The organism is Mycobacterium sp. SMC-17, assembly GCF_045310915.1.
GTDB lineage: Bacteria > Actinomycetota > Actinomycetes > Mycobacteriales > Mycobacteriaceae > Mycobacterium.
This window is the reverse complement of record NZ_JBJIAK010000069.1, coordinates 1-23,791: the sequence shown is the minus strand read 5'-3', so window position 1 is coordinate 23,791 and position 23,791 is coordinate 1. Positions and strand designations below refer to the sequence as shown.

Sequence of the window (23,791 nt, the reverse complement as noted above, 5' to 3'; positions counted from 1 at the left end):
AGCTCGCACTTCACTCGGAGGTCTTCTTCATGTCACCACGCCACGCCGTACCTAACGTCCGTGGTCAGTACATCTAGTCCTGCAGTGCCTGCTCCTTGGCCCAGCGGTAGTCGGCCTTGCCGGCCGGGCTGCGGACGATGGTCGGGCGGAACACGATGGCCTTCGGCAGCTTGTAGCGCGCGATGGATTCCGCGGCGTGCTTGATGAGTTCGGCGGCGTCGGCCTCGGCGCCGTCGGCGAGCGCCACGACCGCGACCACCTCGTTGCCCCAGCGCTCGCTCGGGCGTCCGGCGACGACGACGTCGACCACGGACGGGTGCGAGGCGATGGCGGACTCGACTTCTTCGGCGAAGATCTTCTCGCCGCCGGAGTTGATGGTCACCGAGTCGCGGCCGAGCAGTTCGACGGTGCCGCCCTCCAGCAGCCGGGCGCGGTCGCCCGGCACCGCGTACCGGATGCCGTCGATCACCGGGAAGGTCTTGGCCGTCTTGGCGGCGTCGCCCTTGTAGCCGAGCGGCACGTAGCCCTCCTGCGCCAGCCAGCCGTTGCCCTCGTGGCCGGGGGTCAGCAGCGAGGTGAAGTCCTCCGAGACGATCCGGGTGGCCGGACCGGCGGTGAAGGTGCCGCTGGACACGTTGGCCTTGGTCGACACGTGCGACATCTGCGCGCCGGTTTCCGACGAACCGACGCCGTCGATCACCATGGCGTTCGGCAGTGCGGCGACGAGTCGGCCCTTGACGGCCGGTGTGAACAGGGCGCCGCCGTTGGCGACGACGACCAGCGACGTCGGGTCGTGGGTGCCGTCGGCGATGGCTTCTTCGATGGCGGTGACCAGAGGCCGGGCCATGGCGTCACCGACGACCGTCGCGATCGCGATCTTCTCGCGGGCGATGGTCTCGACGATCTCCTTGGCGTTGAAGCCCTCGACCTCCTTGGCGAACACGATGGTCTGGCCGTTGTTGATGCCCGTCATCACGCCCCACTGCGCGGCGCCGTGCATGAGCGGCGGCAGGATCATCATCCGCATCTCGGCGGCCGCTGCGGCCCGGTCGACGATCTCCTGGACCGACTGCGCCGGCTCGCCCGTCATCGCGTTGCGGCCGCCGAACGAGGCCATGAAGATGTCGTGCTGGCGCCACAGCACGCCCTTGGGCATACCGGTGGTGCCACCGGTGTACAGCACGTAGAGGTCGTCGGGCGACGGCGTCACCGGCGGCGGCGGGACGTCGGTGTTCACGATGGTCTCGTAGTCGACGGCACCGGGCAGCAGGTCGTTGCCCGAACTGTCGGCGATCTGGATCAGCACCTTGAGGTTAGGCAGCTCCGGCAGTACCTCGGCCAGCGTCGGCGCGAATGCGGCGTGGTAGATCAGGGCCGAGGCACCCGCGTCGTTCAACAGGTACTGCAGCTCGGCCTTGACGTAGCGGTAGTTGACGTTGAACGGCGCCACCCGGGCCCGGAACGCACCGAGCAGGGATTCGACGAACTCGGGGCCGTTGTACGCATAGATGCCCACCAGGTCCTGGCCGACTTCGTGGCCGGCCAGCTGATCGCGCTCGGTGTGCACTCCCAGGCCCTGCGCGTGCAGGTAGGCGGCGAGCCGGTTGGCGCGGGTGACAACCTCGGCATAGGTGAAGCGGCGATCGCCCTGAATGATCAGGGTTCGGTCCGGGATGGCTGCAGCGACGGCGTCGGTGACGTCGGGAACCGTGAACAGCACGTCTCTCCTAAGGCTGGTGGGGCAACAACTGGACAACTGTCCATACACTCATTTAGTACCACGGAGTGAGGATCGTCTCTTTTGGTACCACCCTGTGAGGTGCCGACAGCGGTGTGCGTCCACTGTGCGGGCGGTTGTGCAGACGGTCATTGCGCACCGGCCTGACGATCAGCTGTTCACCCGGCGGGCTCGATCAGCAGCAGCGGCCCTGTGGGTTGCGGTCCGCGGCGCGGTGCCGCGCCTTCCAGTACTCGCGCTCGGACAGCACCGGCTCGCCCGGATGTGTGCGGCGGCGGTGCTCCAGGTACCGCGCGTAGTGGTTGTCGCCCATCAGTGATGACCAGTACCAACGGGCCTGGCGGGCGAGCTCGGCAGCGCGTCCCATTGCTTCTGCACCTCCTTCTCGACGTCCGTCGCGAAGAGGCCGCGCGGGGCGAACCGCCGTGACGGCACCGGCTCGTCGTCGGTGAGTGGCCGGCCGCCGCCGCGGATCGCCTGCAGGGCGACGACGATGCCGACGACCACGACGACCACCACCAGCAGCGCGAACACGATGGACAGCGTGCCCTGGATGAAGGTGTTGCGGATGACCGCGTCGATCTGGTCGGGGTTCTTCGCGGAGCCGAAGCTGGTCTTGCCGGCCGCCTCGGCCGCCAGGTACTGCGAATGCTGTTGCCAGTAACCGATTTTGGGGTCGTGGGAGAAGATCTTCTGCCAGGACGCGGTGAGCGTCACCAGTGCGTCCCAGAACAGCGGCAGCCCGGGAATCCAGGCCCACTTCAGCAGCCCCTTCTTGATCACCACGACGGTGACCACCGTCAGCGCGATGGCCGCGAGCAGCTGGTTGGCGATACCGAACAACGGGAACAGCGTGTTGATGCCGCCCAGCGGATCCGTGACGCCCATCAGCAGGATGCTGCCCCAGCCCGCGACGACCAGCAGGCTGCAGGTCCACGCGCCGATGCGCCAGCTGGGATCGCGCAGCTTCCGCAGCGGCCCGCCGAGATTGCCGAGGGCATCGGACAGCATGAAGCGCGCGACGCGGGTGCCCGCGTCGACGGTGGTGAGGATGAACAGCGCCTCGAACATGATCGCGAAGTGGTACCAGAAGGCCTTCATGCTCGACCCGCCGAACACCTGGTGCAGCACTTCGGACATGCCGAGCGCGAGCGTCGGCGCGCCGCCCGTACGCGAGACGACCGAGTGCTCACCGACATCGGTGGCCGCGGCGGTGATCTGCTGCGCGGTGATCGGATCGCCCGACAGCCCCAGCCCGTTGGCATATGTCGCGGCCGTGGCCGCGCTGGTCCCGGTCGCCGCGCCGGGGGAGTTGATGACGAAGTACAGGTGCTGGTTGATGATCGCCGCGGTGATCAGCGCCATGATCGCGACGAACGACTCGGTCAGCATGCCGCCGTAGCCGATGAGCCGCGTCTGCCCTTCCTTCTCCAGGAGCTTCGGCGTCGTACCTGAGGAAATCAGGGAGTGGAAACCGGACAACGCGCCACACGCGATGGTGATGAACAGGAACGGGAACAGGGCGCCGGCGAACACCGGACCGTCGGCCCGGGTGGCGAACTGCGACACCGCGGGGGCCGACATGACCGGGTGGGCGATCAGAATGCCGACGGCCAGCAGCGAGATGGTGCCGACCTTCATGAACGTCGACAGGTAGTCGCGCGGCGCGAGCAGCAGCCACACCGGCAGCACCGATGCGGCCAGGCCGTAGACGATGATGCACCACGACAACGTCACCTTGGACAGCGTGAACCAGTCTGCACCCCAGGATGTTTCGGCGACCCAGCCGCCCGAGACCACCGCCAACAGCAGCAGCGCGACGCCGATGAGCGTCACCTCGGACACTCGGCCGGGCCGCAGGTACCGCAGATACAGCCCCATGAAGATCGCGATGGGAATCGTCATCGCGATGGAGAACACGCCCCACGGGCTCTCGGCGAGCGCGTTGACCACGACGAGGGCCAGCACGGCGAGCAGGATCACCATGATCACCAGCACCGCGACGATCGCCGCGATGCCGCCGACGGGCCCGAGCTCGTCGCGCGCCATCTGGCCGAGCGACCGGCCGCGCCGCCGCGTCGAGATCACCAGCACCAGGTAGTCCTGCACGCACCCGGCGACGACCGCGCCGATGATGATCCAGATGGTGCCCGGCAGGTAGCCCATCTGCATGGCCAGCACCGGGCCGACCAGCGGGCCGGCGCCGGCGATGGCGGCGAAGTGGTGACCGAACAGCACGCGACGGTCGGTCGGCATGTAGTCGGTGTCGTTCTCGAGGAGCTCGGCCGGGGTCGCGTGGTCGTCGCGGGGTTTGACGATCTTCATCTCGATCAGCCGCGCGTAGAACCGGTATCCGATGACGTACGTACAGATCGCGGCGATGACGAACCACACCGCGTTGACCGTCTCGCCACGGGCGAAGGCGATGACGGCCCACGCCACGGCGGCGAGCACGGCGATGACGCCGAAGATCACTCGATGTCGGGTGGTGATGGGCGAGCGGTCGATGATCGCGACCGGTGGCAGATCCGGGTCGGTACGCACATAGGTGACGTCCCCGACGGATTCGCCGGGGTGCGCGGTGGCTTGCGACATGCCCCACATCCTGTCATCGGCCGCTCCGAAAAGCGGGGTAACACTCAGCGTTCGTACAGCGACCGGACGGAGTCGATGGTGTCGGCTTCTTCCGGCCGCTTGTCGTCGCGGTAGCGCAGCACCCGGGCGAACCGCAGCGCCATCTTGCCGGGATAGCGGCTCGACCCCTGCACGCCGTCGAACGCGATCTCGACGACCTGCTCCGGGCGCAGCCGCACGACGTAACCGTCCAGCGGGCCGTCGGCCAGTTCGGTGAATCGCGCGGTCTGCCAGTCCAGCATCGCGTCGGTCATTCCCTTGAAGGTCTTGCCCAGCATGACGTGGCCACCGGTGGCCGGATCACGCGCTCCCAGATGGATGTTCGACAGCTTGCCCGTGCGCCGTCCGGAACCCCACTCGACCGCGAGCACCACCAGATCGAGCGTGTGCACCGGCTTGACCTTCAGCCAACCGGCGCCGCGCCGGCCGGCCTCGTACGGCGAGGCCGGGTGCTTGGCCATGACGCCTTCGTGGCCCGCGGCCAGCGTGTCGTCGAGGAACTGCTGGGCGACAGCCGAATCGGAGGTGACACAGCGCCGGACCCGCAGTGGTTCGGGAACGACGTCGTCGAGCGCGTGGCGGCGGCGCTCGGCCGGCTGGTCCAGCAGGTCCGTGCCGTCGCGGTGCAGGATGTCGAAGAAGTACACCGAAAGGGGTTGCGCCCCATCATCGGCGCGTTTGCCGATGCGCGAGGACGTGACCTGGAACCGGTGCGGGCGGCCGTCGGGGCGCATGGCCAGGGCCTCGGCATCGGCGATCAGGTCCGTCACGGGCAGGGCCAGCACCGCGGTCACCACTTCGGGTACGCGCGCGGTGATGTCGTCGAGGCTGCGGGTGTAGACCGACACGTCGGTGCCGGACCGGTGTATCTGCAGCCGGACGCCGTCGAGCTTCGTCTCGAATATCGCCGTGCCACCGAGCTTTTCGAGGGCATCGCCGACATCGGTGGCGGTCTGGGCCAGCATCGGACTCACCGGGCGGCCCACGGTGAGCGTGAAGCGCTGCAGGCCCGCGGCGCCGTCGGACAGCACGGCGGCGGCGACCGTGGCCAGGTCGCCGCCGAGCATCGCGGCACGGCGCACATCGGCGGCGGCGATGCCGGCGGCCTTCGCCACGGCGTCGGCCATGACCCCGGCGAGCGCGCCCTGACGCAGCCCGCCGCTGAGCAGCCCACGCAGAAAGGTCTGCTCGACCTCGGTGGCCGCCCCGAACAAGCCGTGGAGCAGCGCGGTGCGCGCCGCCCCCGAACCCCGGCCGGCGACGGCCTTGATGGCCGTCAGCGCGGCGTCGACCTCGATGACCGTCAGCGTCGAATCGTCTGCGGCCGGCGGCGGCAGCGCGCGCAGCGCCGCCCAGCCGACCCCGATCTGCCGCTGCGGCAGCTCACCGGACAGCCAATGCACCACGATGGCGACGGTCGCCGGATCATCGGCCGCGCTCCCGAGGAGAGCCGCGATGCGGGCGATCTTCGCGGACCGGGCAGACACCGCACCGACTTCGGCCGAGGCCGTCGCGACGTCGGAGAGCAGCATGACCCCAGCTTGGCATGGGGTACCGACAATGTTGTTCAGTCGGCGCCGAGGAGCTCACGCAGTACGTCGGCCTCGGCCTCGACCTGCGCGGCGCGGTCGTCGTGGCCGACCGACCGTAGCTGTTCAGCCGCGGCGCGGCGTTCGTCGGCCTCGGTTTCGATCAGAGCCCGAATCTGGCCATCGGTGAGGCGCCGGCGGGCGACTTCCGCGGCGCCGAGACCGTGGGCGCTGTCGGCGATCGCGCCGGCGCGTGGCAACGGCACGTCCGGGGTCTCGGCGTTGTCGATGGCACTGAGAGCGCTGCGGAGCGCCGCGGTCGAGGCGGTGTCCTTCGCCTTGCGTGCCGCGACCAGTCGGGCCCGCAGGCCGGTGCGCCATTGTTGGGCGGGTTCGGTCATCCGGTCACCGTATTGATGTGGATCCCGCTCGCCAACCGAATATTTCGGACAACGGTCAGGCGACGGTGAAAGGCACCGAGTGCCAGCCCGTCGCGCCGTCGGGGACCGCGCCGGCGACCTCAGATGTCTGCAGCGCGCCGGTGTTGTCGGTGGCACGCACGGTGATCGTGTGGCGCCCGGGCTGGTCCGCCTGCCACGTGTAACTCCACAGCCGCCAGGTGTCGTTGGAGTACGCGGCGCCCAGCGTCGCCGGTCGCCACGGGCCGTCGTCGATGCGGACCTCCACGGCACGCACCCCGCGGTTCTGCGCCCACGCGACGCCGCCGAACGTCGCGGTACCCATCGGCACCGCGGACCCGGCGCGCGGCACGTCGATGCGTGACTCGGTCTTGATGGGCCCGTGCGCGGACCACCCCAACTTCGTCCAATAGGCCTGGGCCCGATCGAATCTGGTGAGTTCGAGGTCGACGACCCACTTCGTCGCCGAGACATAGCCGTACAGACCGGGAACCACCAGCCGCGCCGGGTAGCCGTGCTCGGTCGGCAGCGGCTCGCCGTTCATGGCGACGGCGACCAACGCGTCGCGGTTGTCGGTCAGTGCCTCGACGGGTGTCCCCGCGGTGAACCCGTCGATGGACTTGGACAGCACCATGTCGGCATCCGCGTGGACACCGGCCCGCGCCAGCAGGTCGCGCACGCGGTAGCCGGTCCAGGTGGCGTTCGATATCAGGTTGCCGCCCACCGGGTTTGACACGCAGGTGAGCGTGACCACCTTGTCGATCGCCTCGAACTGCGCCAGTTCATCGAATCGGAAGGTGACTTCACGATCGACCATCCCGTGGATCCGCAGCCGCCAGTCCTGCCGCTGTACCTGCGGGACGGACAGTGCCGTGTCGATGCGGTAGAAGTCGGCGTTCGGCGTGATGAACGGGGGCAGGTCCACCCCAGCGGGTTGCACGTCGGGCGGTATCGGCGGTCCGGGAAGCTTGGCTGCCGGCGGCGTGTAGGCGCTGCGGTCACCCGCAACCGACGACGCGGCGCGGCCCAGCACTGTCCCGATGACCCCGGCCAGCGTGCCGGCGGCCAGGAAGCCCAGCGCCGCCAGCGACCGGCGGCGGCCGGGATCGGTATCTGTATCCGCCTCCGGTTCCGGGGCCGCGGAACCGAGGCGATCGGAGACCAGCAGTCGCAGCACCGCGATGCCCGCGGCCGCGCCGACGAGCGACGGGGCGACGTCGACCGGTCTGGCGCCGGTGCGGGACAGCACCGCGGCGGCGCCCAGTACGCCCGCCAGCCCCAGGGCGATGCTGCCGAGCTTCCGGTCCTCGAATTGTGCTGTCACCATGGCGATCAGCGCGATGGCCACGAGCACGGCCACGGTCAGGAACAGCTTGTCGTTGGTGCCGAAGGTCTGGATCGCCCACTCTTTGAGTGGTCCCGGGGTCAGGTCGATGACCACCGACCCGACGGCGGTGCGGGAATCGGCATGTGGCCCAAGCGGAATCGCCAGGAGCGCCGCGACACCGAGCGCCACGGCCGCGGCCGCCAGTCCGGCCAGCGATCGGTGCGGGTCCAGTCGAAATGCCACACATTCACAGTACGGCGCAGCCGCGGCGCCGACGCCAAATGAAAACGGATCGTAAGAATTGGCTGCCCGTTCGGCCGATCCCGGGCCAGAATCACTGCATCATGCAGCCGACTCTGACCGACCGTGACCGAGACATCGTCCAGAACTGGATCCGCGCCGAGGGGCTGGGTGAGCACGTCACCGCCGTCGAGCCGCTGACCGGCGGCACCCAGAACATCGTGGTGCGACTGCACATCGACGGCCGCCCCGTGGTGCTGCGCCGCCCGCCCCTGCATCCCCGGCCGAACAGTGACAAGACCATGCAGCGCGAGATCGCCGTACTACGGACCCTGGCCGGAACCGCGGTGCCGCATCCCGCTTTCATCGCCGGTTGCGAGGATCCGTCGGTGCTGGGTGTCGTCTTCTACCTGATGGCCGAGGTCGACGGCTTCAACCCCGGCGAGGAACTCTCGCCGGCCTACGCCGCCGACGCCGGCCTACGACACGACGTCGGGCTGTCGTACGCGGGCAGCCTGGCGCAGCTGGGCAATGTTGCCTGGGACGGCAGCCCGCTCGCGGCCATCCGCAAGCCCGGATCGTTTGTGGCGCGACAGGTTCCGCAGTTCGTCGGGCTGCTGCAGAGCTACCGCCACGACCACTACGACCCCGAATCGCTCGACGGTGTCGAGCAGCTGGCGACCTGGCTGACCGACAACCGACCACCCGATGGCGAGCCCGGCATCATGCACGGCGACTGTCACCTCAACAACGTCATGCTGCGCCACGACCGGCCGGAACTGGCGGCGTTCGTCGACTGGGAGATGTGCACCGTCGGCGATCCGTTGCTGGATCTGGGCTGGATGCTGGTGTGCTGGCCGACCGCGCCCAATGCCATCGTCGTCGGCGCCGCGCTGGCGGAGGCCGGTGGCCTGGCTGGTCGGGACGAACTGCTGGACGCCTACCTCGCCGCGGGCGGCCGCCGCACCGAGCACCTGGACTGGTACATCGCGATGGCGTGCTTCAAATTGGGCATCGTCATCGAGGGCACCTGGTCGCGGTTCCTGGCGGGCCTGGCCGACCGCGAGGCGGGGGAGAAGCTGCATGCCTCGGCCACCGAGCTGATTCACCTGGGTGTCCGGGTTGCCAAGGGCGACAACCCGTTCGCCTACCGGTAGGCGTCGTAGCCCAGCTTGACGGCCAGTGCCAGGCCGGCCAGCGCGATGGCCAGTCGCAGCGGCGTCGCGGGTGCGTGGCGGACGACGACAGGACCGAGTCGCGAACCCACCAGGCACCCGATGCCCAGTGGCACCACGGCAATCCAGTTCACCGGCGCCAGCGCGATGAAGCCCACGGCGGCAACACCATTGGCCACACCGAGGATGACGTTCTTCGCGGCGTTGGCGTGGGCCATCGACTCGCTGCCGCTGTGCAGCAGCAGTGCGAGCAGTACCACGCCGGCGGCAGCTCCGAAATAGCCGCCGTACAAGCAGATTGCGAAGATCGCGGTGGTGATGAGCATCGAACGCCAGCGGCCGGGCTCGTCGTCCGCGCCGCGGCGTTGGGGGATGGCGATGGTCACCGAGGACAGCCCGAGCAGTATCGGGACCACCACCTCGAATCCCTCGGCGGGAAGCGCCAGCAGCAGTGCGGCCCCGACCGCGCCGCCGAGGGCGGCGGCCGGCAGCATCCGGCGTAACCATGGACCCATGCCCTCGAGTTCGGGAAGCGAACCCCACACCGATCCGATGGTGTTGAAGGTCAGCGCGACGGTGTTGGTCACGTTCGCCGCCACCGGCGGCAGCCCGGCCATCAGCAGTGCCGGGTACGTCGCGACGGAGGCCAACCCGGCGATACTCCCGGTCAGGCCGCCTATGACACCGGCGGCGAGCAGAAGTGACGCGTGCTGCCAGCTCATCGCGGCAAACCCTACAACCTCGCGATTTGTGCACGAAAATCCGCGTTGACCGCGGAAAAGCGTGCACGAAACGCGGAGGTAACTGTCGTCCGATAGAAACATGGCATGTCCTCGGCTGATCTCGGTGTCGACGCCGCCCTCGCCGCGATCCACGCGGCCGGCGGCGAGGACGCGCTGCGGTCGGGAATCGAACTGGGCCTGCAAGCGGTGCGGGCCGCTGCGCGCGCATCTGCGCCGGCCGCTGGGATCGCGGCCGCATGGTCGCAGGTGCTCCGGTCCGGCGTTGCCGCGGCTGTCCGGCTGACGCCCGGACCGTCCTGCTCGTGGTTCGTCTCCGGCAGCGTCGCGCGGGGCGAGGCAATGGCCGGATCCGACGTCGAGACCCTGGTCGTGCTGGCGGACGATGCCGCGCGCGACGACGCGCTGGCAGCGGCAGCGCAGGTGCATGCTGTGCTGGAGCGGTGCGGGGTGCGCGCCGACGCCAACGGGGTGCTGGCCAGCCGGCCGCGGTTCTGCCGGACGGCGGACGCCTGGTCCGACGGCATCGCGCACTGGACGTCCGACCCGCGGGAGGACCGCGGCGTGGTGATGACCGGAGTACTGGCCGACTCCCGTGCCGTCCATGGAGCCGACGACGGGGTGACCGAGGACCTCCTGCGCGCGCAGGTGGTGCGCGCCGCCGTCGACCACTATCCGGCCCGTCAGTACCTGCTGCAGGACGCCACGACGTTCCGCGCGTCGTTTCCGTCCCGGCTGCGCATGCTGGCCAGTCAGTCCGACACCGTCGACCTGAAGCCGACGGTCGTCGATCCGCTGGTGAAGATCGCGCGGTGGGCCGGGGTGTCGGCAGGTGCCACCGCGCTGTCGACGCCGAGCCGGCTCGATGCGGCGCAGGCGGCGAATGTGCTTGATGCCGAAGATGTTTCGGTGCTGCAGGACTGCTTCGCCGCCATGGTGAGATTCCGGTGGACGTCCCGTGCGGGTGGCGATCAGGTGGTGCTGTCCGAACTTCCGCCACAGGAGCGGGCCATGCTGCGCAGCGTCGCCCGTGAGGTGGCCGGCATCAGCCGCAAGCTGACGTACCTCGCCTCGACATCGGCGTTCCGCTGATGGAGACGAGCTTGCTGGCCCACCACGCGGTGCAGCAGACCCTGGCCGCCCAGCGCATCGAAGGCTGGGAACCCCAGCCCGCCCACATCGTCGAGTTGGGTGCGCTGGCTTCCGGTGCCGTCGAGTTCGACGATTACCTGGCACGGTGCCGTGCGCAGTATCCGCCGACGCTCGAAAAGCGGCGCCGGTTCCTCCGGCGCCGGGCGCCGTACCTGATCCCCGGAACATCGGTGCTGCGCAACAACTTCGGCATTCAACACGGACCGGACCTGGCAGCCGTGGAATTCCAGGTGACGGCGGGCCGTATGGTGCTGTGGCACTGTCGGCAATCGGCGACCGAGACGGAGATCGACGTCCGAGCCATGCACCGCGAGCTGTTCGGTGACGTGTACGAGTGGGCGGGGGAGCTGCGCACCGTCGACATCCGCCGCGGTGACTCGGCGTTCACCTGGCAGGTCGACGTCGCCGCCGGGTTGGCCGAAATCGAGCTCGCGGCAACGGCATTGGCGGACGTCGGCGCCGAGTTCGGCAACCCGAGGCTGGCGTGGGAACTGTCCCGGATCTACGCCCGGTACAACCAGATTCACCCGTTCCGGGAAGGCAACGGACGCACCGGGATGCTGCTGCTGCACGCGCTCGCCGGCCGGTGCGGCCGGCAACTGGACTTCACCGGTGTCAGCCGTGCCGCCTGGTATGCCGCGGCGCGGGACAGCATGCCGCTGCACCGCGACGGGCGCCTCAGCCACCGGCCGTTCCTGTGGCTGCTCAACCCGGCGGTGAAATCGTCTTGACCCGAGGCGCGGTCGCGGACTAACCTCGGCGACCATGCTTCACATGCTCGTAGTAGCCAGTACCCACAGCGGGGTCTGATCCTGACCGACCCCTCGCTGTGGGTCGGACGCTACTACCTGTCGGTCACTTCTTTCGAGCAGAAAAGACCGACGCATGTTCACCTCCACCGCCATCTCCACCACGTCGCGTTTCGCGGATCTGTTTGACCGCCCGGTGCCCCGTGACCTGCGCGAACACGCCGAAACCATGTGTCACGACACCTTCGTCGACCACTACGGTCACCAAGGTGGCCCGGTCCGTCTGGGCAGTTGGGACACCGCGGGCGACGACGACCGTCGCCGCGGTATCACCGCCCCGCGCCGGTACCGCGCCAGCATCGCCGTCGGCGACCGCATCGCGACCTCGACGGCCACCGCGACCGGCCCTGTCGCCGCGCTGACCGCGATGCTGCACGAGCGCGGCATGGCCGTCGAGATGATCAAGTTCCATCAACTGCCCGCCGTCGGTGGCGGCATCGCGACCTTCATCCACGGCAGCGACGGCGTGCGTGCGGAGTGGGCCATGGGCTGGGCCCGCGACCCGGTCCAGTCCGCGCTGCGGGCGATGATCGCGTGCGCGAACCGGCTGCACGCCTAGTCCGTCACGCGTTCCGCGAGGTCAGCGAATGGGGCGCAACACGATCGGCATGCCGTCGACCGGTACGGCCATGCCGCCGTAGTCGTACCAGGGCTCGTAGCCGGGGTGCGTCAGCTCCAAGCGGTACTGGCGCAGCAGCCGGTGCATCACGGTCTTGATCTCCAGCTGCCCGAAGACCATGCCGATGCACTTGTGTGCACCACCGCCGAACGGGGCGAACGCGTAGCGATGCGCCTTGTGCTCGTTGCGCGGCTCGGCGAACCGTTCGGGGTCGAACTTCATGGGATCGGTCCACAGCTCGGACAGGCGGTGGTTCATGCCGGGCCAGGTGACGACGTCGGTCCCGGCCGGGATGTAGTAGCCCAGCAGCTCGGTGTCGCGGACGGCACGGCGGAAGTTGAAGCCCAGCGGCGTCTGCAGGCGCAGCGCCTCGTTCATCACCAGGTCGTAGGTTTCCAGCTTCTCCAGTGACTCGATGTCCAGCGGGGCGTCACCGATGCGCTCGGATTCCTCGCGCAGCTTGTCCTGCCACTGCGGGTTGGCCGCCAGGTGGTAGGCCATGGTCGTCAGTGTCGACGTCGTGGTGTCGTGCGCGGCCATCATGAGGAAGATCATGTGCGCGACGATCTGGTCGTCGGTGAAGCTCTGCCCGTCCTCGTCCTGCGAGTGACACAACACGCTGAACATGTCGGTGCTGTCGGAGCGGCGCTTCTCGGCGATGGAGCTGGAGAAGTAGTCCTCGAGCGTCTTGCGGGCCTGGACACCGCGCCACCAGGCGAAGGGGCGCACCGGCTTCCGGATGATGGCGTTGCCGGCGCGGGTCGTGGTGGTGAAGGCCTGGTTGATGGTGGTGACGAGCTTGTGGTCGGTCCCCGCGGGGTGTCCCATGAACACCTCGGACGCGATGTCGAGCGTCAGCTCCTTGACCGCCGGGTGGAACAGGAATCGGGGATCGTTGGCCACCCAGTCGTTGGCCAGCACTTTGGTCGCCACGGAATCGATGTGCGAGACGTAGCCCGTCAGCCGCGAGCGGGTGAACGCCTCCTGCATGATCCGGCGGTGGAACATGTGCTCGTCGAAGTCGAGCAGCATGAGGCCGCCCTCGAAGAACGGACCGATCACCGGATCCCACGCGCGCTGCGAGAAGTCCTTGTTGCGGTTGGAGAACACGGCCTGCGTCGCATCCGGCCCCAGCGCCATCACGGCCGGCAGCGCCGGCGTCTGCGCGTAGTACAGCGGCCCGTGCTTGCGGTAGATGTCCAGGACGTAGTCGGGCCCGCCCCGGAACACCTCGATCAGGTGGCCGATGACCGGCAGCCCGGAGTCGCCCATGATCGGTTTGAGGCCGCTGCCTGCCGGCGGCTCGGCGAGCTTGAACTGGTCCCAGTCGGTGGCCAGCAGCCGCTTCTCGATGACGCCCATGCCCGGCACCGTGACGGGTGTCGGCTTGAGGCGCCGCATGGCCTGATCGAGGAGGTAGTTCGGGGTGCTGATGGTCGCCATCCAGGGTTTCCTGTCTGCTCTTGATGCTCTTTTGTGGTGAAAGTCACCACCTGTTGTCATCTTGGCTGCCATACTTGACGCGTGTCAAGTTTTGAATTGGCGTGTCGGCGATGACATCGTGAGCGCCATGAGTGCTGAAGTCGAGACGGCCGACAAGGGCCGTAGTCGCGGCGACAAGCAACGCGACGCCATCATCGAGGCGGTTCGCGAACTGCTGGAGGAGCGGCCGTTCGCCGATCTGTCGGTCAGCACCATCAGTGCCCGCGCCGGCGTGGCGCGGTCCGGCTTCTACTTCTACTTCGACTCGAAGTACTCCGTGCTGGCCCGGATCGTGTCCGCGGCGATGGAGGAACTGGACGAGCTCACCCACAACTTCGCGCCGCGCGAACCGGACGAGACGCCGGCATCCTTCGCCAAGCGCATGGTCGGTAGCGCGGCGGCGGTCTACGCCATCAACGACCCGATCATGGCGGCGTGCACCGCAGCCCAGAACACTGACGCCGAAATCCGCGACCTGATGGCCGACTTCGAGGACGGCGTCATCGACAAGATCGTCGGACTCATCGAGCAGGACGCCGGTCGGCGCCCGATTTCCGACGACTTGCCGGCGTTGGTTCGCACCCTGGTGTCGACCACGGCCTACACGCTGTCGCGAGACAGCGCGTTCATCGGACGGGGCGGCGACCCGCAGCGCGCCGTCGACATCGTGGAACGACTGTGGCTCAGCGCCTTATGGGGTGGCGGCCAGGTCTCTGTCTGAAAGACGGGGCCTGTGTAGGGTCGGGCCATGACGCGGTGGAGCGGCTACGCAGGCAAGCGGTGTTTCGTGACGGGGGCGGCCAGCGGCATCGGCCGGGCGACCGCGCTCAAGCTGGCCCAGCAGGGCGCGGTCCTCTATCTGACCGATCGTGACGCCACCGGGCTGGAACAGACCGTCGCCGACGCCAGGGCACTCGGCGGGGAGGTGGCCGAACACCGCGCGCTGGACATCTCCGACTACGACGCCGTCGCGGCTTTCGCCTCCGACATCCACAGCCGGCACGAGGCCATGGATGTGGTGCTCAACATCGCCGGGATCTCAGCCTGGGGCACCGTCAGCACCCTGACCCATCAGCACTGGCGGTCTATGGTCGACGTCAACCTGATGGGGCCCATCCACGTCATCGAGACCATGGTCCCGCCCATGGTGGCCGCCGGCCGCGGTGGTCGGCTGGCCAATGTCTCATCGGCCGCGGGCATCGTCGCGCTGCCGTGGCACGCCGCCTACAGTGCCAGCAAGTACGGCCTGCGCGGGGTCAGCGAGGTACTTCGCTTCGACCTGGCACGGCATCGCATCGGGGTGTCGGTCGTGGTGCCGGGCGCGGTGAAAACGCCTCTGGTGCAGACGGTTCAGATCGCGGGCGTGGATCGCGACGATCCGCAGGTGCAGCGCTGGGTGGCCAGGTTCGCCGGACACGCGGTGTCGCCCGAGCAGGCTGCGGACAAGCTGCTGTCCGGGGTGGCCAAGAACCGGTTCATGGTCTACACGTCACCCGACATCCGGGCCCTGTACCTGTTCAAGCGGCTGGCGTGGTGGCCCTACAGCGTGTCGATGCGTCAGGTGAACGTGTTGTTCACGCGCGCCTTGCGGCCGAAGCGTGGCTGAACCCCAAAACTGCTGAGCTTCAGCGCTTTCCCCAGTCCCACGGCGGCGCGGTGAGCATGGTCTGGCCGTCGATCCGGGTTTCGCCCCACTGCTTGACCAGTTCGACTTCGCTCGCGTCGCACGCGGCCAGCCGCTCGCGCAGCCGTGCCGAGTGGGTGACGACGACGACCTGCGTCTTGCGTGCGGCAGCGGCGATCATGTCCGCGAGCGGGCCCACCAGGTCGGGATGCAGGGACGTCTCCGGCTCGTTGAGCACCATGAGCGCGGGCGGCTGCGGCGTCAGCAGGGCGGCGCCCCAGAGCAGGAATCGCAGTGTGCCGTCGGACAATTCGGCCGAGCGCAGCGGCCGCAGCATGCCGCGTTGGTGCAGCTGCAGTTCGAACAACCCGCTGTCGGAGCTCACCGATATCTCGGCGCCGTCGAATGCATCGGCGACCGCGCGCGGCAGATCATCGAACCCGGCTTCCAGGATGGTCTGCACGGCGGCGGCCAGGTCGTTGCCGTCGTTGCTCAGTACCGGGGTTCGGGTGCCCACCTGGCGGCGGCGGGCCGGGGCGTCCCGGTCGACGCGGAAGCCGTCGTAGAAACGCCAGTCGCGCAATCGGTCCCGGACCGCGGCCAGCTCGGGCAGCGCCTCGGGGTTCGCGTACTCCGCGAGGACGCTGCGGTAGCTGGGCAGGGCGCGGGTCAGTTCGTCGAAACCGCGGCCCGAGTCGGATGCCACCTCGGCGTAGGTCCGGGTGCGACGGACCAGAGCGCTGCTGGGCCGGGGAGAAGGCCCGGCGAACACGGTCTCGCGCTTGATCTCGGGGTCCTGACCGAACATCGAGTTGTGTCCGGGGTCCTGCGGCAGGCCGAGGTCGATGAAATAGCCGAAATCGGTTGCCGCGAAGCCGAGTTCGAGCGATACGGGCCGGGTCCGGCTGGTGCCCTCGGTGGTACCCGTCCGGCGCGCGCCGCTGGTGTTCTCCGGGCCGGCCCACAACACCGACTGCAACCCGCCCTCGCGGGCCAGCGACCCGATGACCTCGCCGCGTCCGCAGTCGGCCAGCAGTCCCAGCGCCCGGTACACCGAGGACTTGCCGGTGCCGTTGGCTCCGGTCACCACGGTCAGCTCCGACAGTGGCAGGACGATCTCGCGTAGCGACCGGTAGCCCCGGATGGCGATGGTGGTGAGCACTACTGCGGCATCTCCAGTTCCAGCCGCACCCCGAGCAACCGCACCGGCCGGTCCAGTTCGAAGTCGTGCAGCAGGTCGATGGCGGTCCGGGTGATGGTCTCCAGATCCGTACCGGCCGCCGGCAACTTGCGAATCTTGGTGCGGGTGAAGAACGTTTTGGTGCGCACGGTCACGGCTACCCGGGTCACGACACGGCCCTGCTCGACGATCTCATCGAGGGTCCGCCGGGCCAGATCGCTGACCGCGGAGTCCATCTCGGCGATGTCGGTGAGGTCCGCCGGGAACGTCACCACGTGGCTGCGTGACCGCGGCACCCACGGTTCGGCCGTCACGTTGCTGTCGCCGCCGCCCTTGGCGAGCAACAGGATCCACAACCCAGTGGTCGGGCCGAACGTCGACGTGAGCAGCTCGGCGTCGGTGCGGGCCAACTCCGCGACGGTGGTGATGTCCAGCTCGGCGAGCTTCTTCGCGGTCTTGGGACCCACGCCCCAGAGCGCGTCGACGGGCCGGTCGCCCATGACCGTCATCCAGTTCGCGGTGAGTGCGAAAACCCCGGCCGGCTTGCCGAATCCGGTGGCGACCTTGGCACGCTGCTTGTTGTCGCTGATGCCGACGCTGCACGACAGGCCGGTCTCGGCGGCGATCACGGCGCGAATCTTCTCGGCCAGCTCGAACGGGTCAGCCACGGCCGCACCGACATACGCCTCGTCCCAGCCCCACACCTCGACCGGATGGCCGAGGTCGCGCAGCAGGCCCATCACCTGTTCGGAGGCTTCGTCGTAGGCGGGCGCATCCGAGGGCAGGAAGACGGCCTCCGGGCATTTGCGGGCGGCGGTGCGCAGCGGCATCCCGGCGTGGACGCCGAATTCCCTTGCCTCATAGGAAGCGCACGTGACCACCTTGCGGGGCTCGGTGGGGTCACCGCTGCCGCCGACGATGACGGGCAGACCGACCAGCTCAGGGTGCCGGCGCAATTCGACGGACGCCAGGAACTGATCGAGGTCGACGTGCAGTACCCAGGTCATCTCAGGTCCCGCAAAGCTTGCGCGCCACGCTTTCCCACGCATCGCCCTGCGCCTGCAGGCTGTGACCCAGATCGTCGAGCTGGTGGCTGATGTAGTCGGCGTCGAGAAGAGCCAGCAGGGCATCGGTCTGGGCGTCGAGGTCTCCCGTGGTGCCGGCGGTGTGCAGCAGCATCCGGACGTGGGTGCGGTGGACGGCGGCGGCGGCCCCGAAGCGGCTCTGCGGATCACGCCCGGCGTCGGACAGCAGGGCGCGGTGCTGCCAGGCGAACTGAAGCCGGTCGCGGCCGTAGGCGAGCAGTCGTTCCAGCGGCGGTGCGCCGGGACCCAGCGGAGGTGGGCCGAACATCATGGCGTTCTGCTCGACCTGCTCGTCCTCGTCGAGGAGTACGAGCATGAGGCCGGCGCGGCTGCCGAACCGGCGGAACAGGGTGCCCTTGCCGACGCCGGCCTCGGCCGCGATGTCGTCCATGGTGACGGCGTCGGAGCCGCGCGCGGCGATGAGCCGGCGGGCCGCGTCGAGAAGCAGGAGCCGGTTGCGCGCAGCATCGCCGCGCTCGACCGGCGCAGCCGGACTCATCGGCAGACCCGCCATGGGCAGGTTCGTGGGCCGCAGTTGCGCCACCCCGTCGCTCATGAAAAAACTTTAACTCAGGCGGAATGAATCGGACCGCAGTCCGGTTGACTCGTGCGAGGATCGGTTCGCCGGAACGGTCCACAGAGACAAGCTAGGGGAAAGAAAATGGCAGATACCAAGGTCCTGGTCCTGGTCGGCAGCCTCCGCGCGGCCTCGCTCAATCGCCAGCTCGCCGAGGTGGCGGTCGAATCTGCGCCTGATGGCGTGACGGTACGTGTCGCGGACGGGCTGGCCGACCTGCCGTTCTACAACGAGGACATCGACAACGACTCGGTTGCCGAGGCGGTCGTCGCGCTGCGCCAGATCGCGGGCGACGCGGACGCGATCCTGGCTGTGACCCCGGAGTACAACGGCACCATTCCCGCCGTCTTGAAGAACGCGATCGACTGGCTGTCGCGCCCGTACGGCTCCGGCGCCGTCGCCGGCAAGCCGCTGGCGGTCATCGGGACCGCGCTCGGCCAGTACGGCGGGGTGTGGGCACATGACGAGAGCCGCAAGTCGTTCGGCATCGCCGGTGCGGATGTCGTCGACGTCAAGCTGTCCCTGCCGGCTTCGGCGTTCGACGGCAAGCATCCCCGCGAGGCGGCCGAGGTCGTCGAGGGCGTGCGTGGCGTGGTCGCCAAGCTGGCCGCCGAGGTCGGCTGAACACACCTCGGGTGAACATCAGGGCCGCCGGTATCCGCGAACGGATATCGGCGGCCCCGTTGCTGTGTGGCCGCTGAGCGAACACCGCGACGAAAATTCCGGTAGCTGCCGTTCTTCGGGGACAAACGGACTGACGACGAACTACGGTTTGGGGGTGGCCGGGAAAACAGGCAGTTAACGTGGCCGGTGGCGCAGACCGCACCGGCGCGGGTGACGCGTTGACGCAGGCGGTGGCCGGAATCGGCACGCGACTGGACGCTCGGCTCACCGACATCACGCGCTCCATCTCCGAGCTGCTGGTATCCGACATCGCCGAGCTGCGCGACGAAGAGCAACTTCAGCAGATCCTGGCAGACTCGGTCGCCGCGAACATCGATGCGTTCTTCGCCGCGGCGCGACACGGTATCTCGATCGACCTCCTGCATGCCCCCGCGGCCGCGATCGAACACGCGCGGCGGCTGGCGCAGCGCGACATCTCCGCCAATGTGCTAGTCCGGTCGTACCGGCTCGGCCATCAGGCGGTACTGAAAGAGGTCCTGGAGGAGGTCCGGACCGCGGACTTCGACCCGCAGCTGGCGTTGGACGTCTTCGACGTGATGTCGACGATCTCGTTCAACTACATCGACAGGATCTCCCAAGAGGTCATCGAGGTGTACCAACAGGCCCGCGAGAGTTGGCTGGAGAACCGGAACAGCGTGCGCATCACGGAGATTCGTGAACTGCTGGCCGGCGGCGACGTCGACATCGACGCCGCGACGGTGGCGATCCGTTATCCACTGCAGCGCACCCATCTCGCGGTGGTGCTGTGGTGCGACGACTCCGAGGACCGGTTGGCCGAGATGGAACGGTTGATCCAGCAGTTCGCCGCGTCGATCGGCGCGGCAGATTCGCCGCTTTTCGTCTCGGTCGACCGCGCCACGGCATGGGCCTGGGTCGCAGTGCCCGCGGCAGTGATCGCGGAGGCGGTGACGTGGCTGGGGAGCCTGGTGCCGGCCGACGGGCCGTACGTCGCCGCCGGCACTCCGCAGTCCGGCGTCGCCGGCTTCCGGCTGTCGCACCGGCAGGCCGAAGACGCCCGCGCCGTCGCGGTGGCGTCGGGCCCGCAGCGGCGCCGGTTCACCGCGTTCGGCCACCGTGGCATCGCACTCGCGGCACTGCTGGGGTCGAATGTCGATGCGCTGTCGGCGTGGGCCACGGAAGTGCTTGGCCCGCTGGCCTGTTCGACCGACGGCGACCAGCGCCTCCGGGAGACGCTGCAGGCCTTCCTCAAGGCGGGCGGCAGCAACAAGGCCGCGGCCGAGGAACTGCACCTGCACACGAACTCGGTGAAATACCGGGTGCAGCGGGCGATCGAACGCCGGGGCCGGCCCATCGAGGACGACCGGCTCGACGTCGAGGTGGCGCTGCTGCTGTGCAGTCTGTTCGGTGACCGGCTGCTGGACCCGGTGGACGACGGCGGGTGACGGTGTTGCCCGCGGCAGCCCGATGTAACCCCGGCGGCTATCTACTTGTCGAAGTGGTCCCGGGGTGTGCCGGGCCGCACCGATGAGACGGGGCCAATGTGTCTGCACAGCGTGATCCTGTGCACCGACCCCCGCTCCGCGTGGTGTCGTCGGATTCCCGGTATCCCGACTGGGAATCCGTCTACCAGGACAACGCGACGTGGGTCTACCGCACGATCTACGCGCGGGTCGGCAATCAGGCCGACGCCGAGGACCTCACCGCCGAGGTGTTTCTCGCCGCGCTGCGGCCGTTGCGGCTGACGGCAAGTGCTGCCGAGGTGCGGTCGTATCTGCGCAGTACCGCGCGCACGGTGCTCGCCGCGCACTGGCGCGAGACGATGGGGCGGGAGATCACGGTGATCGACCTGGACATCGAGGCGCCGCCGGAAGCCGAGGAGTCCATCAGTACCGCGCCGGACCGTGTCGCCGCGGTGTTGGACGCCCTGCCGGACAACTATCGACGCATACTGGAGCTGCGATTTCTCCAGACCAAGTCGATCAAGGAGTCCGCAGCGGAGCTCGGCGTCAGCGTCGCCAACGCAAAGGTGTTGCAACACCGGGCATTACGGCTGGCGGCACAGATCAACGAGAAGGGCGAGCCATGAACGCGCGGGGGTTGCGCCGGTACCTCGACGATCTGCTGCGTGGCCGCAAGCCGTCGCGGTTCACGCCCGACGACTTCGACGCGGCGCAGATGCGGACGGCGATCGACCTACAGGCGGCCCGGCCCGGCGCCGACGAGCCGCGTCCGGAGTTCCTCGCCGATCTGCACGCCAGACTCGCCGCACAGTTCGACGGCGACGACGCGGCGGCGCCGAAGCCGGGTTGGCTGCGCGCCAACCGACGGCAGGTGATCGTCGGGACATCGGCGGCCGCCAGTGCCGCGGTGGCCGCGGTCGCCGTCGACCGGGCGTTGGTGGGCCGCAGTGGGTCTGGCAAGCAGGACACCGCGAGCCAGGAGTTGGTTCCGTCGGCGGGGACGTGGCAGAAGGTCGCCGACAGCGCCGAGGTGTCGGAGGGTGCGGTGCATCCGTTCGACCTGGGCTCGGTCGTGGGGTTCGTGCGCAGGGTCGACGGGAACGTGCAGGGCATCTCGGGTGTCTGCACGCATCAGGGCTGCCGGCTCTGGTTCGACGGGCCGGACGACAGGTTGCGCTGCCCGTGCCATTCCACGTCGTTCGCCACGGACGGTCACGTCCTGACCCATCAGTTGCCGATTGCGCCAAAACCCTTGCCGAAGTTCGATGTTCGGGAGGTGGGCGGCGTGATCGAGGTTTTCGCGCCGACGCCGCCGAGCCAGCCGGCCTGAGGCGGTGTAACCCGCCGCCGTATCTGTTGGTGAGGGTGCGCAGGCGCGCCCGTACCCGACGACTACGGAGGTTCCCGTCGTGTCGCGACGATCCCTGGTGGCGCTCTCCGGCGCAGTCCTGTTCCTGTCCGCATGCACCTCGACCGTTCCACAAAGCTCAACTGCAACCGCGGTTTTCAGTTCCGGCGTCACGCCTGGCATGTCGGGCTCCGGGTCCGGACCCGCGATGGGCTCGATGACGATGGCCCCGCCCGAACCGGGCCACCAGGCGCCGATGCCGGCCGGCCCGAACGCCGTCAACATCGACAACTTCGCGTTCGCGCCCGACACGCTGACGGTGCCGGCCGGAACGACCGTGACGTGGACCAACCACGACGAAGACCCACACAACGTCGTCGCCGAAGGCGGTCAGTTCCGCTCTCCGACAATGGGTTCCGGCGCCACCTTCAGCTACGTGTTCGCAGCGCCCGGCACCTACACGTACGTCTGCGGCATTCACCCCTTCATGCACGGGACGGTGGTCGTCAAATGAGTGACTCGCAAGGCGACCCGCAGCAGATGAACCGCCGCCAACTGCTCCGGCACACGGCGTGGTTCGGCGCGGCCGTGGGGCTGTCGGTGGTCGGCGGGGAAGTGCTGTCGCACGTCGCAGGTAGCTCTTCCGGGCCGGCCGCGCAGCCCACGCTGCGCTTCGCCCAGGTCAGTGACAGTCACATCGGCTTCACCGGTGCCGCCAACACCGACGTCGCCGGCTCGTTCACCCATGCCATCGACACCATCAACAACCTCGGCTACACGCCGGATTTCGTCATCCACACGGGCGATCTGACGCATCTGGCCACGCCGGAACAATTCGACCAGGTCCGGCAGATGATGACCGGACTGCGCACCCCGCACGTGTTCACCGTTCCGGGAGAACATGATTCGGCCGACGACGCCGGCGCCAAGTACCGCCAGGCTTTCGGCGCGGGCACCCGCGGCGACGGCTGGTACAGCTTCGATATCGCCGGCGTACATGTCATCGCATTGGTGAACACACTGAACCTGAAGAAACTCGGCCACCTCGGCGTCGATCAACTCGAGTTCGTGGAGAAGGACGTCGCCGCGCTGTCGAGCGATACCCCGATCGTGGTGTTCAGCCACATCCCGCTGTTCGCGATGTATCCCGACTGGGGCTGGGGGACCGACGACTCCGCCCAGGCCCTGAGCTACCTGAAGCGGTTCGCCTCGGTGACCTGCCTCAACGGGCATGTGCACCAGGTATTTTCGAAGACCGAGGGCAACATCACTTTCCACAGCGGCACCACCACCGCTTACCCGTTGCCGCATCCCGGCGACGGTCCGGCACCGAAACCGCTGACGTTGCCGGCCGGCAAGCTGCACGACGCGCTCGGTATCCGTGAGGTCAGTTACCAGACCGGTCAGCACACGCTCGCGCTCAAGGAACGGACCCTGCTGTGACTCTTGTCTACCGTTTGGTGATCGCGGCGGCCATGGTTGTCAGCGGCGGTGTGCACGCCTACCTCTATGTGCACGGGTACCGACACATCCCGACGATCGGCACCGGCTTCCTGGTGCAGGCAGCGGTGTTCTGTGCCGTCGGCGCGCTGCTGGCGGTGGGTGCGCCGCGGTGGTTCGGATGGGCCTCGGGAGTGCTGTCGGCGGGGGCATTGGCGGCGTTCGCGCTGTCGCGAACCGTCGGCCTGTTCGGATTCGTGGGAGACGGGCGCCGAGCCGGTACCGTATGCAGTCCTCAGTGTGGTCGCCGAAGCGGTGGCCGTACTGGCGGCGGGGGTGTGGGCGGTACGCGCCACGCGGGGGTGATGGTCGCATGTGTCACGTCCGTCACGCCTGTACCACCGCAGTGATGCCCGTCGCGTGGAAATCGGCGTAGCTGGCCACTTCCGCCGGGCCGAGCCCGGCGCGTCGCGAGCGGCGCGTCGCCGCAACTTGATGCTCCTATTTCTGTTAATAGTCAAGCGGCGTGGTTGAGCTGGGTGTTTAACCATTGGCGGTAGGTAGCGGC

Annotated in this window: 23 protein-coding genes and 1 pseudogene; 13 read left to right on the top strand and 11 right to left on the bottom strand. The window is 68.5% G+C overall.

Annotated features, from left to right (window positions below; translation table 11 throughout):
• Positions 1-73: 73 nt before the first annotated feature.
• The 6 genes from ACJH7A_RS27845 to ACJH7A_RS27820 all read right to left on the bottom strand — a co-directional run bounded on the left by ACJH7A_RS27845 (position 74) and on the right by ACJH7A_RS27820 (position 7,890).
• Entirely contained in the window at positions 74-1,720 is a 1,647-nt protein-coding gene (locus ACJH7A_RS27845) for an acyl-CoA synthetase (RefSeq protein WP_406774227.1), read from the bottom strand.
• Positions 1,721-1,913: 193 nt separating this feature from the next.
• On the bottom strand, positions 1,914-2,105 hold the full coding sequence (locus ACJH7A_RS27840; RefSeq protein ID WP_346416791.1) for a YbdD/YjiX family protein: 192 nt from the start codon (positions 2,103-2,105) through the stop codon (positions 1,914-1,916).
• Positions 2,051-4,333, bottom strand: a complete 2,283-nt coding sequence (locus ACJH7A_RS27835) for a carbon starvation CstA family protein (protein ID WP_406803076.1) — start codon at positions 4,331-4,333, stop codon at positions 2,051-2,053. The genes ACJH7A_RS27840 and ACJH7A_RS27835 overlap by 55 nt, the downstream gene beginning before the upstream one ends.
• A 44-nt stretch (positions 4,334-4,377) precedes the next feature.
• Positions 4,378-5,904: an ATP-dependent DNA ligase gene (locus ACJH7A_RS27830; protein ID WP_293020712.1), complete on the bottom strand. Its 1,527-nt coding sequence runs from the start codon at positions 5,902-5,904 to the stop codon at positions 4,378-4,380.
• Between the two features lie 35 nt (positions 5,905-5,939).
• Complete coding sequence (locus ACJH7A_RS27825) at positions 5,940-6,302, bottom strand: GatB/YqeY (protein WP_406783721.1); 363 nt, start codon at positions 6,300-6,302, stop codon at positions 5,940-5,942.
• A gap of 55 nt (positions 6,303-6,357) precedes the next feature.
• Complete coding sequence (locus tag ACJH7A_RS27820) at positions 6,358-7,890, bottom strand: molybdopterin-dependent oxidoreductase (protein ID WP_406803075.1); 1,533 nt, start codon at positions 7,888-7,890, stop codon at positions 6,358-6,360.
• A 101-nt stretch (positions 7,891-7,991) separates the two neighbouring features.
• On the opposite strand from ACJH7A_RS27820, the gene ACJH7A_RS27815 reads away from it, so the two are divergent.
• Positions 7,992-9,044, top strand: coding sequence for a phosphotransferase family protein (locus tag ACJH7A_RS27815; protein ID WP_406803074.1), 1,053 nt, complete (start codon positions 7,992-7,994; stop codon positions 9,042-9,044).
• On the opposite strand, the gene ACJH7A_RS27810 is transcribed toward ACJH7A_RS27815, so the two are convergent.
• Positions 9,035-9,784: a sulfite exporter TauE/SafE family protein gene (locus ACJH7A_RS27810; RefSeq protein WP_406803073.1), complete on the bottom strand. Its 750-nt coding sequence runs from the start codon at positions 9,782-9,784 to the stop codon at positions 9,035-9,037. The two genes, ACJH7A_RS27815 and ACJH7A_RS27810, sit on opposite strands and share 10 nt — an antisense overlap.
• Before the next feature lie 105 nt (positions 9,785-9,889).
• On the opposite strand from ACJH7A_RS27810, the gene ACJH7A_RS27805 reads away from it, so the two are divergent.
• The 3 genes from ACJH7A_RS27805 (at position 9,890) to ACJH7A_RS27795 (ending at position 12,322) form a co-directional block, all read left to right on the top strand.
• Entirely contained in the window at positions 9,890-10,894 is a 1,005-nt protein-coding gene (locus ACJH7A_RS27805) for a DUF294 nucleotidyltransferase-like domain-containing protein (protein WP_212813703.1), read from the top strand.
• Entirely contained in the window at positions 10,894-11,685 is a 792-nt protein-coding gene (locus ACJH7A_RS27800; protein WP_212813705.1) for a Fic family protein, read from the top strand. The genes ACJH7A_RS27805 and ACJH7A_RS27800 overlap by 1 nt, the downstream gene beginning before the upstream one ends.
• A 154-nt stretch (positions 11,686-11,839) precedes the next feature.
• Complete coding sequence (locus ACJH7A_RS27795; RefSeq protein ID WP_212813707.1) at positions 11,840-12,322, top strand: homocitrate synthase; 483 nt, start codon at positions 11,840-11,842, stop codon at positions 12,320-12,322.
• 21 nt (positions 12,323-12,343) lie between these two features.
• Here the strand turns inward: ACJH7A_RS27795 and ACJH7A_RS27790 are convergent, their stop codons facing one another.
• Positions 12,344-13,825 (bottom strand): cytochrome P450, encoded by a 1,482-nt coding sequence (locus ACJH7A_RS27790; RefSeq protein WP_406803072.1) that lies wholly within the window; start codon positions 13,823-13,825, stop codon positions 12,344-12,346.
• Positions 13,826-13,952: 127 nt separating this feature from the next.
• On the opposite strand from ACJH7A_RS27790, the gene ACJH7A_RS27785 reads away from it, so the two are divergent.
• Both ACJH7A_RS27785 and ACJH7A_RS27780 read left to right on the top strand, forming a co-directional pair.
• Positions 13,953-14,585: a TetR/AcrR family transcriptional regulator gene (locus ACJH7A_RS27785; RefSeq protein WP_061001668.1), complete on the top strand. Its 633-nt coding sequence runs from the start codon at positions 13,953-13,955 to the stop codon at positions 14,583-14,585.
• A gap of 27 nt (positions 14,586-14,612) precedes the next feature.
• Positions 14,613-15,470: an SDR family oxidoreductase gene (locus ACJH7A_RS27780; protein WP_061001669.1), complete on the top strand. Its 858-nt coding sequence runs from the start codon at positions 14,613-14,615 to the stop codon at positions 15,468-15,470.
• Positions 15,471-15,489: 19 nt separating this feature from the next.
• On the opposite strand, the gene ACJH7A_RS27775 is transcribed toward ACJH7A_RS27780, so the two are convergent.
• Genes ACJH7A_RS27775 through ACJH7A_RS27765 form a run of 3 tightly spaced genes read right to left on the bottom strand, consistent with a single transcriptional unit; the run spans position 15,490 to position 18,267 of the window.
• On the bottom strand, positions 15,490-16,650 hold the full coding sequence (locus tag ACJH7A_RS27775; protein WP_061001670.1) for an AAA family ATPase: 1,161 nt from the start codon (positions 16,648-16,650) through the stop codon (positions 15,490-15,492).
• Positions 16,650-17,675, bottom strand: coding sequence for a DNA polymerase IV (locus ACJH7A_RS27770; protein ID WP_406803071.1), 1,026 nt, complete (start codon positions 17,673-17,675; stop codon positions 16,650-16,652). Before ACJH7A_RS27770 ends, ACJH7A_RS27775 begins: the two co-directional genes overlap by 1 nt.
• 1 nt (position 17,676) lies before the next feature.
• Positions 17,677-18,267, bottom strand: coding sequence for a TetR/AcrR family transcriptional regulator (locus tag ACJH7A_RS27765; protein ID WP_406774260.1), 591 nt, complete (start codon positions 18,265-18,267; stop codon positions 17,677-17,679).
• A 147-nt stretch (positions 18,268-18,414) separates the two neighbouring features.
• Between ACJH7A_RS27765 and ACJH7A_RS27760 the strand changes: the two genes are divergently transcribed.
• From ACJH7A_RS27760 to ACJH7A_RS27730, 7 genes and pseudogenes are all read left to right on the top strand, one after another.
• Entirely contained in the window at positions 18,415-18,954 is a 540-nt protein-coding gene (locus tag ACJH7A_RS27760) for an NADPH-dependent FMN reductase (protein WP_064860710.1), read from the top strand.
• A gap of 179 nt (positions 18,955-19,133) precedes the next feature.
• On the top strand, positions 19,134-20,417 hold the full coding sequence (locus ACJH7A_RS27755) for a CdaR family transcriptional regulator (RefSeq protein WP_135357344.1): 1,284 nt from the start codon (positions 19,134-19,136) through the stop codon (positions 20,415-20,417).
• Positions 20,418-20,515: 98 nt separating this feature from the next.
• Entirely contained in the window at positions 20,516-21,061 is a 546-nt protein-coding gene (locus tag ACJH7A_RS27750) for an RNA polymerase sigma factor (protein ID WP_061001674.1), read from the top strand.
• Positions 21,058-21,765 (top strand): Rieske (2Fe-2S) protein, encoded by a 708-nt coding sequence (locus ACJH7A_RS27745; protein WP_061001675.1) that lies wholly within the window; start codon positions 21,058-21,060, stop codon positions 21,763-21,765. The genes ACJH7A_RS27750 and ACJH7A_RS27745 overlap by 4 nt, the downstream gene beginning before the upstream one ends.
• A 199-nt stretch (positions 21,766-21,964) precedes the next feature.
• Positions 21,965-22,297 carry a cupredoxin family copper-binding protein gene (locus ACJH7A_RS27740; protein WP_374704303.1) on the top strand — a complete coding sequence of 111 codons (333 nt, stop codon included), beginning with the start codon at positions 21,965-21,967 and terminating at the stop codon, positions 22,295-22,297.
• A complete protein-coding gene (locus ACJH7A_RS27735; RefSeq protein WP_064860709.1) occupies positions 22,294-23,226 on the top strand; it encodes a metallophosphoesterase in 933 nt (310 codons plus the stop codon). Before ACJH7A_RS27740 ends, ACJH7A_RS27735 begins: the two co-directional genes overlap by 4 nt.
• Positions 23,223-23,589, top strand: a pseudogene (locus tag ACJH7A_RS27730) (hypothetical protein). The gene ACJH7A_RS27735 and the pseudogene ACJH7A_RS27730 overlap by 4 nt, the downstream one beginning before the upstream one ends.
• Positions 23,590-23,791 lie beyond the last annotated feature (202 nt).

Bases quoted from the DNA above. Each gene is read 5' to 3' on its own strand.
- ACJH7A_RS27840 (WP_346416791.1), bottom strand. From the start codon at position 2,105: ATGGGACGCGCTGCCGAGCTCGCCCGCCAGGCCCGTTGGTACTGGTCA.
- ACJH7A_RS27835 (WP_406803076.1), bottom strand. From the start codon at position 4,333: ATGTCGCAAGCCACCGCGCACCCCGGCGAATCCGTCGGGGACGTCACC.
- ACJH7A_RS27830 (WP_293020712.1), bottom strand. From the start codon at position 5,904: ATGCTGCTCTCCGACGTCGCGACGGCCTCGGCCGAAGTCGGTGCGGTG.
- ACJH7A_RS27825 (WP_406783721.1), bottom strand. From the start codon at position 6,302: ATGACCGAACCCGCCCAACAATGGCGCACCGGCCTGCGGGCCCGACTG.
- ACJH7A_RS27815 (WP_406803074.1), top strand. From the start codon at position 7,992: ATGCAGCCGACTCTGACCGACCGTGACCGAGACATCGTCCAGAACTGG.
- ACJH7A_RS27810 (WP_406803073.1), bottom strand. From the start codon at position 9,784: ATGAGCTGGCAGCACGCGTCACTTCTGCTCGCCGCCGGTGTCATAGGC.
- ACJH7A_RS27805 (WP_212813703.1), top strand. From the start codon at position 9,890: ATGTCCTCGGCTGATCTCGGTGTCGACGCCGCCCTCGCCGCGATCCAC.
- ACJH7A_RS27800 (WP_212813705.1), top strand. From the start codon at position 10,894: ATGGAGACGAGCTTGCTGGCCCACCACGCGGTGCAGCAGACCCTGGCC.
- ACJH7A_RS27795 (WP_212813707.1), top strand. From the start codon at position 11,840: ATGTTCACCTCCACCGCCATCTCCACCACGTCGCGTTTCGCGGATCTG.
- ACJH7A_RS27790 (WP_406803072.1), bottom strand. From the start codon at position 13,825: ATGGCGACCATCAGCACCCCGAACTACCTCCTCGATCAGGCCATGCGG.
- ACJH7A_RS27785 (WP_061001668.1), top strand. From the start codon at position 13,953: ATGAGTGCTGAAGTCGAGACGGCCGACAAGGGCCGTAGTCGCGGCGAC.
- ACJH7A_RS27780 (WP_061001669.1), top strand. From the start codon at position 14,613: ATGACGCGGTGGAGCGGCTACGCAGGCAAGCGGTGTTTCGTGACGGGG.
- ACJH7A_RS27770 (WP_406803071.1), bottom strand. From the start codon at position 17,675: ATGACCTGGGTACTGCACGTCGACCTCGATCAGTTCCTGGCGTCCGTC.
- ACJH7A_RS27765 (WP_406774260.1), bottom strand. From the start codon at position 18,267: ATGGCGGGTCTGCCGATGAGTCCGGCTGCGCCGGTCGAGCGCGGCGAT.
- ACJH7A_RS27760 (WP_064860710.1), top strand. From the start codon at position 18,415: ATGGCAGATACCAAGGTCCTGGTCCTGGTCGGCAGCCTCCGCGCGGCC.
- ACJH7A_RS27745 (WP_061001675.1), top strand. From the start codon at position 21,058: ATGAACGCGCGGGGGTTGCGCCGGTACCTCGACGATCTGCTGCGTGGC.
- ACJH7A_RS27740 (WP_374704303.1), top strand. From the start codon at position 21,965: ATGTCGGGCTCCGGGTCCGGACCCGCGATGGGCTCGATGACGATGGCC.
- ACJH7A_RS27735 (WP_064860709.1), top strand. From the start codon at position 22,294: ATGAGTGACTCGCAAGGCGACCCGCAGCAGATGAACCGCCGCCAACTG.